This is a genomic window from Rhodococcus sp. PML026 (assembly GCF_000963615.1).
GTDB classification, from domain to species: Bacteria; Actinomycetota; Actinomycetes; order Mycobacteriales; family Mycobacteriaceae; genus Rhodococcoides; species Rhodococcoides fascians.
In genome coordinates, this window is sequence record NZ_KQ031375.1 from 523,444 (window position 1) to 537,370 (window position 13,927).

Below are 13,927 nucleotides of genomic sequence, written 5' to 3' on the forward strand. Positions count from 1 at the left end.
GAACTGAGCTAGGGTGACGAAAACCCGTCATCGTTCAGGAGGGCAGCCGACAATGCGATCCGGCCGACAACAACCGTCGATTCGCGTTGCCGTGGTCTCTTGTGTCGCCGTGTTCGGGCTCGCCATGGGATCCAGTTCGGCGACGGCCGAGCCCGCTGCGCCGATCTCGACCCCAACGATTGCCGACGCAGTACGTTCGGCCGACGCGCAGCAGTACAACGATGCGCAGAATGCTCTGGTCAAGGGTCGCTACGAGGCCGGTTTCGCCGCACTGGACGCGGTTGCCACCGCCGCACCGAACGATGCCAATGTCGCAGCACTGCAGACGTTCTACGCCAACGCAACCGATGATGCCGACGCGCGAGCGCTGCACTCGGCCCGCCTGCGCGCCCTGTCTCCCCCGCTTGCCGATGCGGTGGATCGGGCTATCGAAGTCATCGATGAGGCGGCGACGGAGGCGATCGACTTCGCGCCTGCGACCGATGGCGTGAGGACGGCAATCGTGGTGCTCGGCCTGGGCCTGAACGACGACGGCAGTATGGCACCGGAACTGGTGCAGCGACTGAAATCCGCTGCCGCGGTCGCCGAGCGTTCCCCCGAATCACCCATCATCGTCACCGGTGGAAATCCGCAGCGCGGCGTCACCGAAGCCGAAGCGATGAAGAAGTGGCTGATCGACAACGAGATTGCGGCCGACCGCATTCACGCCGAGTCCACTGCGAATTCGACGGTGCAGAATGCGCAGCGCGCCACCCCACTGGCTACTGAGATCGGTGCTGTGAATCTGGTGCTCGCAACAACTCCCAGCCATCTTCGGCGAGCGATCTCCGACTTCGAGATCGCCGGTGCCGACGTGATCGGTGCCGCCACATCCACCCCCGACGATCTTCCGGCCCTGCCCGCGCTCGCTCCGACAGCACGGTTGGGCATGACCGTCGACGCCACCAAGATCATCGGGATACCGCGCACCTACTGACGCATCCACCCGCGCAGCACAGACGCCGCCCCGGCGTCGAACATCACCCGACGATCCTCGTCGTCGGCCATCCCGGGTATCGACAACTCGAGCGACACCAGACCGTGCACGATCGCCCAGAACGAGTGGCTGATCACGTCCACCGACGCGCCGCTCATCGTGCCTGCCTCGACGGCGCTCGCCACCGCCGCCCGAAGCGGATCCATCGCGGCGGCCGCGAGGTGTGCTTGATCGGATACGTCGACCGAACCGAGCACTCCGCCGAACATCACTGCGTAGAGGTGTGGGTTGGCCATGGCCCAGCGGCGGTACGCAAATGCCAGTTCGCGCAGGTCGACCTCGGATTCCCCGGTGACAGGAACGCTGCGTTGCGCGTCACCGAAACTCGAGAACGACGCGCCGAACAGAGCCACCAGCAGCTCCGCTCGACCGCCGAACAGCGAGTAGATGGCCGTGGTCGAGGTGCCCTGCGCGGCCGCGAGTTTACGCAACGACAACGAGTCGACGCCATGGCGCGCAACGGTTTCCGCTGCGGCTTCGAGTAGCCGGGTGCGCAGTTCGGCATCGTGAATTCTGGGTCTCGCCACTTGCGAAATCTATCACAACAGTGTTTTATAACAGTGTCACGCCATGCGCTCGGCCCCGAAACGAACAGACGGGAACACGTCATGCAATCCATCATCGACGGCCGCACCACGGTCGAATCCGACCGCGACACCGTCACGGTCTTCCTCATCGGAATGCGCATCAACAATCCCCTTGCCGTTCGCTCCTGGCTTCCCGCCGCGCGCGCGATGCCGCGGATGCTCAGCCACCTCGAGCAGGATCCCACCTCCGGACTGCTCGGCTACCACTCGTGGTTGGGCCGCACCACCATGCTCGTCAGTTACTGGCGCAACGCGGAAGACCTGACGCGATTCGCCTCCGATCCCGACGCACCACATGCCCCCGCATGGCGTGCCTTCAACCGATCGGTCGCTGCGACCGGCCATGTCGGCGTATGGCACGAAACCTATACCGCGACAGCTCAGGACAGTGAAGCGATCTACGTCAACATGCCGACATTCGGCCTCGCGGGAGCCATCGGTGGAATCCCCGTGGGCACCGGCTCGCACACGTGGAAGCAGCGAATGAAGTCCGCTAAGTAGGCCTGTACGAGCTAGAGGAAGTTCCCGGCCCGCGCGGCGATATCGAGAACGGGCTGAGGAAAGACTCCCAGTGCCACGGTGACGATCACCGACACCCCGATCGCACAGGCCACCGGCGCGGTAGGACGCACCACCGTGGCGGTCCGTTCGCTGGGTTCGGTGAAGAACATCAGCACGATCACGCGCACGTAGAAGAACGCTGCAATCGCACTGCACACCACTCCGACCACGACCAGTGCGGCTCCCCCCGCACCCGAGGCTGCGCTGAACACCGCGAACTTACCGATGAACCCACTGGTGAGCGGGATCCCGGCGAACGAAAGCAGGAACAAGCCGAACACAGCGGCGACGAGCGGCGAGCGGCGACCGATACCCGCCCATCGCTCCAGGTCGCTCACCTCACCGCGTTCGTCTCGGGCCAGACCGATGACGGCGAATCCACCCAGCGTGCTGAAGGCATAGGCAAGCAGGTAGAACATCGTGGCCGACACCCCCGAATCACGTACATCACCCGAACTACCCAGCGCAGTCACTCCGGTGAGAATGAACCCGGTGTGCGCCACGGACGAGTAGGCCAGCATTCGTTTGACGTCGGTCTGCGTCACCGCGACAACCGAACCGAGCACCATCGTCGCGATGGCGATAACCCACAACATCGGACGCCAACTCGACTCGAGACCGGGCAGCGCCATTCCGAAGATTCGCAGAATCGCACCGAAGGCCGCCACCTTGGTCACGGTGGCCATGAGGGCCGTCACCGGAGTAGGGGCACCCTGGTAGACGTCGGGAATCCACGAATGGAAAGGCACGGCACCGACTTTGAACAGCAGACCCACCGCGAGCAAGGCGGTTCCGATCAGCGCGAGTGATCTGCCCTGACCGTTTGCCGTGATGGCGTCGGCGATGCCGTCCAATCGGACCGTCCCGGCGTAGCCGTAGAGGAACGCGACTCCGAACAGGAAGAACGCAGACGAGAACGCGCCCAGCAGAAAGTATTTGAGGGCTGCTTCCTGAGAGAGCAGTCGTCGTCGTCTCGCCAGACCGCACAGCAGATACAGCGGCAGCGACAGCACTTCCAACGCCACGAACATCGTCAGCAGATCCGTGGACGCCGGAAAGAGCAGCATGCCGCCGATCGCGAACATCGCCAGTGGAAAGACCTCGGTCTGGGCGACGCCTGCATCGATGGCCTGCTTCTCTGCCACGCTGCCCGGCGTGGTCGAGGCCTGCGGAGTGAACGAGTCGATGCGGCGCTCGGCCCCGGCCCCGGTGACGGCGACGGTGCGCTCCGCCAACAGTGCGATGGCCGGAATTGCCACGAGCACAATGGTTCCCTGCAGGAACAGAGTCGGTCCGTCGATCGCGACGGCCCCGTTCATCGCGGCTGCCTCGGTGCCGGCCAGGCCGAGCACTGCCGCGAGGGCGCCGACCAGCCCTGCCAGAGCGAGACCCACGTGGGTTGCGCGACGAGCACGTAGCGGTACGAACGCCTCGACGAGAACCCCGAGAACCGCGACACCGAAGACGATCAACATGGGCGACAGCAGACCGTACTGCACTTCGGGAGTGGTCATCGTTGACCTCCTGCACTGTCGACGATCGTGGATTGCACTGCCGGAGTGATGATGTCGAGTGCCGGTTTCGGGTACACCCCGAACACGATCAGCAGCGCGAGCAACGGGACCACCACCAACGCCTCACGGGGAACGAGATCGGAGATCTTGTCGCTGCCCTCTCGGACGGGCCCCGTCATCACCCGTTGGTAGAGCCAGAGAATGTAGATCGCCGACAGCACGAGCGCACCGGTGGCCACGATTGCGGCGACGCCGTAGCGACCGAATGTGCCGATCAGCACCAAGAATTCGCTGATGAACGGGGCAAGACCGGGTAGCGAGAGCGTGGCCAGACCAGAGATCAGAAACGTTCCGGCGAGCACCGGCGCGACCTTCTGGACGCCGCCGTAGTCGGCGATCGCGCGTGAACCACGACGGGACACGAGAAAGCCTGCGATCAAGAACAATGCGGCGGTGGAGATTCCATGGTTGACCATGTATAGCGTGGCACCGGCCTGACTCTGACCGGTCATCGCGAAGATGCCGAGGATGATGAACCCGAAGTGCGAGATCGAGGTGTAGGCAATGAGTCTCATCATGTCGGTCTGACCGATCGCCAGTATCGCGCCGTACACGATTCCGATCACCGCGAGCGTGATGATCCACGGGGCGAACGTCTGCGACGAACCGGGAAACAGCTCGAGGCAGAAGCGCAGCATGGCGAAGGTGCCGACCTTGTCCACCACCGACATCATCAGCACTGCAGTCGCCGGGGTGGACTGCACTGCAGCGTCGGGTAGCCACGTGTGAAACGGCCACAGCGGTGCCTTGATCGCGAACGCGAACATGAAGCCGAGGAACAGCGCGTTCAGAACCATCGGATCCACACCGAGTCCCCCCGATGACGCCGCATCCGCGATCGCGCGCAGATCGAACGTGCCGCCGTCGAACGGGCCGTCGGGCCTGGCCGTGACGACGTACAACCCGATGACGGCAGCCAGCATCGCCAGTCCACCGAACAGGTTGTAGAGCAGGAACTTCACCGCGGCGCGCGTGCGCTCGGTACCACCGAAACCACCGATGAGGAAGTACATCGGAATCAACATCGCCTCGAAGAAGATGTAGAACAGCAATACGTCCAACGCGAGGAACGAGACGATCACCATGGACTCGACCACCAGGATCAACGCCATGTAAGTGTGCGAGACCCGGCGCGATCCGTAGTTCGCCACACGGCTGCCGTCGTGCCAGCCCGCGACCAGGAGCAGTGGGGTCAGAACGGTGGTGAGCAATACCAGCACGAGGCCTATTCCGTCGAGGCCGAGTGTGTAGCGCGCACCGAATGCCGCTATCCAGGAATGATCTTCGAGGAACTGATAGCGATCGCCACCGGAGTCGAATGCCACGGCGAGTACCACCGACACCGCGAGTGTGCCGGCGGCGAAGCCCACGGCGACGCTGCGTGCGATCGTCGGTCGATCGGCCGGCACCAGGGCGACGACAATCGCGCCGAGAATCGGCAGAACCCACAGGACGGTCAGCCAGGGGAACGTCACAGGACCACCACCATCAGCACGACGAGAACTGCCCCCGCGAACATCGCCAACGCATAGGACCGTACGAATCCGGTCTGCAGCCGCCTCGATCGAGTGGATACTCCGCCGATGGATCTCCCCACCCCGTCCACGACCGCGTCGATACCCGCCTTGTCGGCGAATACCATTGTGTTCGTGAGCTTTTGACCGGGCCGCATGAATGCTGCCTCGTTGAAGACGTCGCCGTACAGGTCAGCGCGTGCGGCTCTGGTCAGCACCGATACGTCCTCGGGTGGAGTCGGGGGAACGTCACGAGCGATGTACTTCCGGTACGCGACGCCTGCACCCACGAGTACCACCGCCAAAACTGCGACCGTCACGACCCAGGCAGGTATCGCGTGTTCTTCGTGCGCCGATCCCACCACCGGTTCCAGCCACGTCTCGAGGCGTCCACCCACCGCAAGGAAGGCACCCGATGCCACCGAGCCGACGGCCAACAGAATCATCGGAGCCGTCATGGTCGCCGACGCTTCGTGCGGATGTGCCTGCGCCGACCAGCGTTTCGGGCCGAAGAACGTCATCAGCATCACCCGAGTCATGTAGAAGGCCGTCAAGCCCGCACCGAGCAACGTGACGCAGCCCAGCACCACACCTGCCGCTCCCCCGGCCGCGAACGCAGTCTCGATGATCGGATCCTTGGCGAAGAAACCGGAAAACGGCGGAACTCCGATGATGGCGAGGTAGCCGAGACCGAACGTGACGAACGTGATCGGCATCGCGGCACGGAGCCCGCCGAACCGTCGCATGTCGGTCTCGTCGTTCATCGCGTGCATCACCGAGCCGGCCCCCAGGAACAGGCCTGCCTTGAAGAATCCGTGCGACAGCAGCAGCACGATGGCGAAGGCATAACCGGACGGGCCGAGTCCGGCCGCGAGCACCATGTACCCGATCTGACTCATCGTCGAGGCGGCGAGCGCCTTCTTGATGTCGTCTTTCGCACAACCGATGACGGCACCGAACAGCAACGTCACCGCGCCGACCGTGACGGTCGCCGCCCGCGCCACCGGCGAGGCCTCGAACACCGGTCCGGATCGGACGATGAGATACACCCCGGCGGTGACCATCGTCGCCGCGTGGATGAGTGCGGAGACCGGCGTCGGGCCCTCCATCGCGTCGCCGAGCCACGACTGCAGCGGCACCTGGGCCGACTTTCCGCAGGCCGCCAGCAGCAACATCAGTGCCATGGCGGTCGCCACCGATTCACCCGCGTTCCCGATTCCCGCGAACACCACGTCGTACTGCACAGACCCGAAGTTCACGAACATGATCATCAGGGCGATGGCCAAGCCGATATCGCCGACGCGGTTGACCACGAACGCTTTTCGAGCAGCCGTCGCTGCCGATGGCTTGTGTTGCCAGAATCCGATGAGCAAGTACGACGCCAGACCGACACCCTCCCACCCCAGATAGAGGCCGAGGAAATTGTCTGCCAGCACCAGCAGCAGCATGGCTGCGAGAAACAGATTGAGGTACGCGAAGAAGCGTCGCCGCTCCGGGTCATGGCTCATGTACCCGATCGAGTACACGTGAATGAGTGATCCGACCCCGGTGATCAACAGGACGAAACAGATCGAGAGTTGATCGGCACGCATGCCGAAATCGACCTGCAATTCGTCGACGGGCACCCAGCGGAACAGCGTGTGAGTGAGTGTTCTGTCCGACTCGTCCCGTCCGAGCATCGACGAGAACACCAGCGCCGCAACAACGAACGACGACACCGCGGCGGCCGTCGCGAGAAGGTGGCCCCACGAGTTGCAGCGCCGGCCACCGAGCAGAAGGACGGCCGCACCGAAGGCCGGCAGAGCCGGGAGAAGCCACAGGATCGACATCGTTTCTGCTCCCCCGTCAGTTCTTCATCAGATTGTTCTCGTCCATCGAGATCGAGCGACGAGAACGGAAGATGGCCATGATGATCGCCAGGCCCACCACCACCTCGGCTGCAGCGACCACCATGGTGAAGAACGCGAACAATTGGCCGTCGAGATTGCCGTGCATGCGAGAGAACGTGACGAACGCGAGATTGACTGCGTTGAGCATCAATTCGATGCACATGAACACGATGATGGCGTTGCGCCTGACGATGACGCCCGCTGCGCCGATCGTGAACAGCAGAACCGACAGGTAGAGGTAATTTTCTGGATTCATCGCGCGTCACCCCCGTCCACCTTGTACTCGATGCCTCGATCGGCGAACAGTGCGTTGACGGACGAGTCCGACTCGCTTCCGTCCGGGAGCAGAGCCCGTCGATCGACGCCGTTGTGACGAGCGAACACACCGGGGCTCGGCAGCGGCGTCACCCTGGAGCCGTCACGGAACCGGTCCTGCGACATCTCCCGCTGACCCTTCACCGGTCCCAGAGCCTCCCGGTGCGCCAGAATCATCGCCCCGATGGTGGCCGTGATCAACAGCGCGCCGGTCAGCTCGAACGCCCAGACGTACTCGACGAAGATCAGCTCGGCCAGGCCTTCTACGTTTCCGGTGGAGTTGGCCGCGTCGAGTCCGGCGAAATCGAGTCGCCCGGCGCGGGCCGAGTCGCGCAGCAGCACCCCGATGATCAACAGCCCGAAGCCGATTCCGATGACGACGGCCGCGATACGGTGCCCGCGCAGTGTCTCGGTCAACGACTCCGAGGTGTCGACCCCGACGAGCATCAGGACGAACAGAAACAGCATCATGACCGCGCCGGTGTAGACGACGATCTGCACGACACCGAGAAACAGGGCCCCTTGGGCCATGTAGAAGGTAGCGAGAACGACCATGGTGGCCGCGAGGAACAGTGCCGAGTAGACGGCCTTCGTGCTCATCACCACACCCAGTGCACCCATGACCGCAACGACACCGAGGGTCCAGAACTGCACGGCCTCGCCGGTGGAGGTTGCCTCGAGCGCGAGCTGAACGGTGGCAGTCATCGAACCGGCCCTCGATCGGTGTCGGCCTCGCTCTCGGCACCGGTGACGGCACCGCGGTAGTAGTCCTCTGCCGAACACCCCGGTGCCATCGCGTGCGGCGGCGGCACCATGTCCGGCTCCAGCGGTGCCAGCAGCGAATCCTTCTCGTAGATCAGGTCGGCTCTGTTGTCACCGGCCAGTTCGTATTCGTTGGTCATCGTCAGAGCCCGTGTGGGACAGGCCTCCACACACAGTCCGCAGCCGATGCACCGGAGATAGTTGATCTGGTAGACCCCGCCGTATCGCTCGCCCGGCGAGAATCGCTCGGTCTCGGTGTTGTCGGCACCTTCGACATAGATCGCGTCGGCCGGGCAGGCCCACGCACAGAGTTCGCAACCGATGCACTTCTCGAGCCCGTCGGCGTACCTGTTGAGCTGATGGCGGCCGTGATAACGCACCTCGGTCGGCTTCTTCTCCTCCGGATACAGCTCGGTTTCGGGCTTTTTGAACATGGTGGCGAAGGTGACACCGAAACCTGCTATAGGACCGAGGAATTCAGGCATCGGCGTTCTCCTTCTGGGACGCGGCCACGGTGGACCGTGCGCCGGCGTGCCGGCTCGCGATGTTCGTGCCCTGCTTCGGAATGGGCGGTACGGGAAACCCGCCCGCCGCAGCGTCGAACGGTGCGACGGGTGCAGCAGGCGGCAGGTTTCGTGTGCGCGCGCGGCGGCGCAGTAGGAGCAGCAGCGAACCCAGGACGGCGACTGCAAAGATCGTCGACACCACGAACGTGACCAGAGGTACGTCGTATCGCCCGGCCCCCAGTACCCGCACCGTCGCGATCACCATTACCCAGATCAGAGCGACGGGAATGAGGATCTTCCAGCCGAAGTTCATGAACTGGTCGTAACGCAACCGCGGCAACGTCGACCGCAACCAGATGAAGACGAACAGGAACACCCACACCTTGGCGACAAACCACAGCACCGGCCACCACCCGGAATTGGCACCGCTTCACAGACTCAACGGAATCGGAGCCCGCCAGCCACCCAGGAACAACGTGGTCGCGAGCGCCGACACCGTGACCATGTTGATGTACTCGGCAAGCATGAACATCGCGAAACGCAAGGAGGAATATTCGGTGTGGAACCCGCCCACCAACTCCCCCTCGGCCTCGGGCAAGTCGAACGGCGCGCGGTTGGTTTCACCCACCATCGCCGTCACGTACACCAGAAACGACGGCAACAACAGGAACACGTACCAGGTGTTCTGTTGCGCACCAACGATTCCGGACGTCGACATGGTGCCCGCGTACAGAAACACCGCAGCGAACGAAAGCCCCATCGCAACCTCGTAGGAAATGACCTGAGCCGTCGAACGTAGTGCACCCAGCAACGGATACGTCGAACTCGACGCCCAACCGGCCAGGACGATCCCGTACACACCCACCGAGGTGACCGCGAGGATGTACAGAACCCCCACCGGCAGGTCGGTCATCTGAAGCGGAGTCGTAGTGCCGAACACCGACACCTCGGGACCGAACGGAATCACCGCGAAGGCCATGAAGGCAGGGACCACCGAAATGATCGGAGCCAGAATGTAAATCGGCTTGTCGACGCCGGTCGGAGTGATTCCCTCTTTCAAAGCGAGCTTGATCCCGTCCATCAGAGACTGCAACAGTCCCCACGGACCCACCCGATTGGGCCCGACGCGCATCTGCATCCACGCCATGATCTTGCGCTCGGCGTAGATGGCCACGAGCGGTGTGAGCACCAGAAAAACGAAGACTGCCAGGGCCTTACCGACCACCAGCCACCACGGGTCGGTGCCGAACATCGACAGATCGGTCGGCGCTGCGACAATCACGATGCACCACCCTCCGGTCGTTCCGCAGGCTCCACTCCTGCACCCCCGGGTCGTTCCGCAGGCTCCACTCCTGCACCCCCGGGTCGTTCCGCAGGCTCCACTCCTGCACCCTCGGGTCGTTCCGCAGGCTGATCCCTGCAAATCCTCACCACCGCACCCGACTCCGCGCCGAGTGAGCGGTACACCGAAGAACCGGGCGAGTTCATCGGTACCCACACCACGTTGTCGGGTAGATCGGTGATCTTCAGTGGCAACGTGATCGAGCCCCGGCCCGTCTCGACCCTGACCAGGTCGCCGGGCGACGCTTCGATGCTCGACGCCGTCGTCTCGGACAGCCTGATCACGGGTGCCCTGCCGGTCTGCGCGAGATTGTCCTCGCCGTCCTGCATCCGTCCCGAATCGATGAGCATTCGCCAGGTGGCCAGAATTGCCTGGCCGATGGAGAGCGTCGGCGTATCTCGCCGTGGTGCCACTCGGGCCACCGGAATCCGTGATCCGCTCCAGGCCCCCAGCCGTGCCAACTCGCCGCGCGCCGCAGCCGCGTCGGGTAGCGACAGTTCGACTCCCATCTGCGCGGCAATGGCGTCGAGAACGCGTTGGTCGGGCAATACTGCGCCGGCACCGAGTGCCGTGTCGAACGTGCGAGGCCTGCCCTCCCAGTCGACGAAGGTTCCGGGCTTGTCGACCACCGGTGCCACCGGAAACACCACGTCGGCCCGCTCGGTGACGGCGCTGTGGCGTAGTTCGAGGCTGACCACGAATGCCGATCGGTCCACCGCGTCGAGCGCACCCTGCGGATCGGGCAGATCGTCCGGGTCGATCCCTGCGGTGATCAGGGCGCGGTCAGGCCCGGCATCCGCCAGTATCGCCGCGGTATCTCGGCCCGCGTCCGTAGGCAGTTCTGTCACTCCCCACACGGCTGCCACCTCGGCGCGGGCGGCGGCGTCGGCGACGGGCCGCCCGCCCGGCAGCAGGTTCGGCAACGTGCCTGCGTCGAGGGCACCGCGCTCTCCTGCCCGTCGCGGAATCCATGCCAGGTTCGCTCCGGTGTCGTCGGCCAACTTCGACGCTGCGGACAATGCACCGGGAACGGAACCGAGCCGCTCGCCCACGAGCACGATCGCTCCAGGGCTCCGGAGGAGCTGGGCGATCGATTCGGTACCGCGGTCACCCACGTGCAGTGCGTCGAGCCACTGTGGTTCCTCGCCGGGAATCGACTGCAGGAGCACCCCGTCGAGCTTGCGCAGACCGCGGCTGGCCCAGGATGCGATGGACGCCACGACCACGCCGCGGGTCCGGCGCGCCTTGCGCAACCTGAGGAACATCAGCGGTGACTCTTCTTCGGGCTCGAACCCCACCATCAACACCACAGGAGCGTTTTCGAGATCCGAGTAGGTCACGCCCAGCCCCGTCGCCGCGATACGACCGGCCAGGAACTCCGCTTCCTCGGCGCTGTGAGCACGGTTGCGGAAGTCGATGTCATTGGTGTGCAGCACTGTTCGCGCGAACTTGGCGTATGCGTAGGAGTCTTCGACAGTCGATCTTCCGCCCACGAGTACCGCAGCGTTCCCGATCGACGCAGCCAGTCCCGTTGCCGCCGCCGCCAATGCGGCCGACCAGGACGTCTCGACCAGAGCCCCCGATTCGTCTCTGACCATCGGTGCGCCGATGCGGTCCGGCTCGCTGGCGTACTTGAATGCCCACCGGCCCTTGTCGCAGTTCCACTCTTCGTTGACCTGGGGATCGTCACCAGCCAACCGGCGGAGGACCTTGCCACGACGATGATCCGTGCGTTGCGCACAGCCTCCTGCGCAGTGTTCGCACACGCTCGGCGAGGACGTCAGATCGTACGGGCGCGCTCGGAACCGATACTCGGTGTTCGTCAGTGCACCCACGGGGCAGATCTGGACGGTGTTCCCCGAGAAGTAGGAGTCGAACGGCTCGGTGCCGAAGATGCCGACCTGTTGCACGGCACCGCGTTCGAGCAGCTCGATGGATGGATCACCGGCAACCTGCGCCGCGAAGCGAGTACATCGAGCACACAGGACGCAGCGTTCGCGATCGAGCAGAACCTCGGCCGACAACGGAATCGGTTTGGGATACGTACGTTTGGTCTCGGTGAACCTGGACTCGGTGCGACCCGCGGCCATCGCCTGATTCTGCAGTGGACACTCACCGCCCTTGTCGCACACCGGGCAATCGAGAGGATGGTTGATCAACAGCAATTCCATGACGCCACGTTGCGCTTTGCCCGCGACCTCCGACGTCACCTGAGTGCGCACCACCATGCCCTCGGCCACGGTCGTCGTACAGGACGCCAACGGCTTGCGTTGCCCCTCGACATCGACCAGACATTGGCGGCAGGCACCCACCGGATCGAGCAGCGGGTGATCGCAGAATCGCGGAATCTGTACGCCCATCAACTCGGCCGCGCGAATCACCAACGTGCCCTTGGGAACACTGATCTCGTGGTCGTCGATGGTCAGTGTCACCATCTCTACTGGGGCGACCGACTGCTCAGGGCTGGCAGGAGTGGAGCCCGCGGAACGACCCGAAGATGCAGGAGTGGAGCCCGCGGAACGACCGTGTGCTGCTGCAGTCATGACGTCAGCTCCTCTGCCATCAGGGTCGATCGGTGTGGATCGAAGGGGCATCCCTGCTCGGTGACGTGACGGATGTATTCGTCGCGGAAGTACTTCAGTGAGGACACGATGGGACTGGCGGCACCGTCTCCCAACGCGCAGAATGACTTTCCGGCGATGCCGTCGGCGATGTCGAGCAGCGTGGTCAAGTCGGCCTCGGTGCCGGCTCCACCGTCGAGACGACGCAGTATTTGCACCAGCCAGTAGGTCCCCTCCCGGCACGGTGTGCATTTTCCGCAGGATTCGTGTGCGTAGAACTCGGTCCAGCGCAGCACCGCTCGCACCACGCAGGTCGTTTCGTCGAATATTTGCAGGGCCTTGGTGCCCAGCATCGATCCGGCGGCACCGACGCCCTCGTAGTCGAGTGGGACATCGAGATGCTCGCCGGTGAACATCGGCGTCGAGGATCCTCCCGGCGTCCAGAACTTCAGTTCGTGGCCCGGTCTGATCCCGCCCGCGTAGCCGAGCAACTCCCGCAGCGTGATCCCCAACGGTGCCTCGTACTGGCCTGGACGGCAGACGTGGCCCGAGATGGAGTACAGCGTGAAGCCGGGTGACTTCTCGCTACCCATCGATCGGAACCACTCGATTCCTTTGCGCAGGATCACTGGAACGCTGGCGATCGATTCGACGTTGTTCACCACCGTCGGGCGTGCGTAGAGGCCCGCCACTGCGGGGAACGGTGGCCGCAGCCGAGGTTGTCCGCGCCGACCTTCCAACGAGTCGAGGAGGGCTGTTTCCTCTCCGCAGATGTAGGCGCCGGCTCCGGCGTGGATCACCAACTCCAAGTCGAATTTCGTTCCGAGAACACCCTTTCCCAGATAGCCCGCCGCGTAGGCCTCGGCGACCGCAGCCTGCAGCCTGCGTAGCACCGGCACTACCTCGCCGCGGACGTACACGAATGCATGGGATGCGCGAATTGCGTACGCGGCGATCACTATTCCTTCGACCAGAGTGTGCGGGCTCGCCATCAGCAGTGGCATGTCCTTGCAGGTACCCGGCTCGGACTCGTCGGCATTGACCACCAGATAATGCTCTTTACCGTCGTTCTGCGGGATGAAGCTCCACTTCGTTCCGGTCGGAAATCCTGCGCCGCCGCGACCGCGTAATCCGGATTCCTTGACGAAGGCGATGAGGTCGTCGGGGTCCATCGCGAGGGCCTTCTCGAGCCCACGGTATCCGTCGTGGCTGCGGTAGACGTCGAGCGTCCAGGAATTCTTTTCGTCCCAGAACTCGCTCAACACCGGCGTCAGGGCCAT

The 13,927-nt window shown here is 64.0% G+C and carries 11 protein-coding genes and 1 pseudogene; 2 read left to right on the plus strand and 10 right to left on the minus strand.

Going from position 1 to position 13,927, the window contains the following annotated elements:
- Nucleotides 1-52 precede the first annotated feature (52 nt).
- Entirely contained in the window at nt 53-976 is a 924-nt protein-coding gene (locus VF34_RS17900) for a YdcF family protein (RefSeq protein WP_052718689.1), read from the plus strand.
- Here the strand turns inward: VF34_RS17900 and VF34_RS17905 are convergent.
- Nucleotides 970-1,563: a TetR/AcrR family transcriptional regulator gene (locus VF34_RS17905; RefSeq protein WP_027496788.1), complete on the minus strand. Its 594-nt coding sequence runs from the start codon at nt 1,561-1,563 to the stop codon at nt 970-972. The two genes, VF34_RS17900 and VF34_RS17905, sit on opposite strands and share 7 nt — an antisense overlap.
- Before the next feature lie 81 nt (nt 1,564-1,644).
- Between VF34_RS17905 and VF34_RS17910 the strand changes: the two genes are divergently transcribed.
- Nucleotides 1,645-2,124, plus strand: coding sequence for a DUF4188 domain-containing protein (locus tag VF34_RS17910; RefSeq protein ID WP_032370831.1), 480 nt, complete (start codon nt 1,645-1,647; stop codon nt 2,122-2,124).
- A gap of 11 nt (nt 2,125-2,135) precedes the next feature.
- On the opposite strand, the gene nuoN is transcribed toward VF34_RS17910, so the two are convergent.
- The 9 genes and pseudogenes from nuoN to nuoF form a co-directional block, all read right to left on the minus strand.
- Nucleotides 2,136-3,698, minus strand: coding sequence for an NADH-quinone oxidoreductase subunit NuoN (gene nuoN / locus VF34_RS17915; protein WP_045841815.1), 1,563 nt, complete (start codon nt 3,696-3,698; stop codon nt 2,136-2,138).
- Nucleotides 3,695-5,233, minus strand: a complete 1,539-nt coding sequence (locus VF34_RS17920) for an NADH-quinone oxidoreductase subunit M (protein ID WP_045841816.1) — start codon at nt 5,231-5,233, stop codon at nt 3,695-3,697. Before VF34_RS17920 ends, nuoN begins: the two co-directional genes overlap by 4 nt.
- The gene (gene nuoL, locus VF34_RS17925) at nt 5,230-7,101 is read right to left on the minus strand and encodes an NADH-quinone oxidoreductase subunit L (protein ID WP_045841817.1); all 1,872 of its coding nucleotides are present in this window, start codon (nt 7,099-7,101) and stop codon (nt 5,230-5,232) included. The genes VF34_RS17920 and nuoL overlap by 4 nt, the downstream gene beginning before the upstream one ends.
- Nucleotides 7,102-7,117: 16 nt before the next feature.
- Nucleotides 7,118-7,417, minus strand: a complete 300-nt coding sequence (gene nuoK, locus VF34_RS17930) for an NADH-quinone oxidoreductase subunit NuoK (protein WP_032383367.1) — start codon at nt 7,415-7,417, stop codon at nt 7,118-7,120.
- Nucleotides 7,414-8,181: an NADH-quinone oxidoreductase subunit J gene (locus tag VF34_RS17935; protein WP_045841818.1), complete on the minus strand. Its 768-nt coding sequence runs from the start codon at nt 8,179-8,181 to the stop codon at nt 7,414-7,416. The genes nuoK and VF34_RS17935 overlap by 4 nt, the downstream gene beginning before the upstream one ends.
- The gene (gene nuoI, locus VF34_RS17940) at nt 8,178-8,723 is read right to left on the minus strand and encodes an NADH-quinone oxidoreductase subunit NuoI (protein ID WP_032372587.1); all 546 of its coding nucleotides are present in this window, start codon (nt 8,721-8,723) and stop codon (nt 8,178-8,180) included. The genes VF34_RS17935 and nuoI overlap by 4 nt, the downstream gene beginning before the upstream one ends.
- A gap of 261 nt (nt 8,724-8,984) precedes the next feature.
- A pseudogene (nuoH, locus tag VF34_RS17945) lies at nt 8,985-9,996 on the minus strand (NADH-quinone oxidoreductase subunit NuoH); the annotation flags it as partial.
- A gap of 26 nt (nt 9,997-10,022) precedes the next feature.
- Nucleotides 10,023-12,629: an NADH-quinone oxidoreductase subunit G gene (locus VF34_RS17950; protein WP_082079218.1), complete on the minus strand. Its 2,607-nt coding sequence runs from the start codon at nt 12,627-12,629 to the stop codon at nt 10,023-10,025.
- Nucleotides 12,626-13,927, minus strand: a complete 1,302-nt coding sequence (nuoF, locus tag VF34_RS17955; RefSeq protein ID WP_045841819.1) for an NADH-quinone oxidoreductase subunit NuoF — start codon at nt 13,925-13,927, stop codon at nt 12,626-12,628. The genes VF34_RS17950 and nuoF overlap by 4 nt, the downstream gene beginning before the upstream one ends.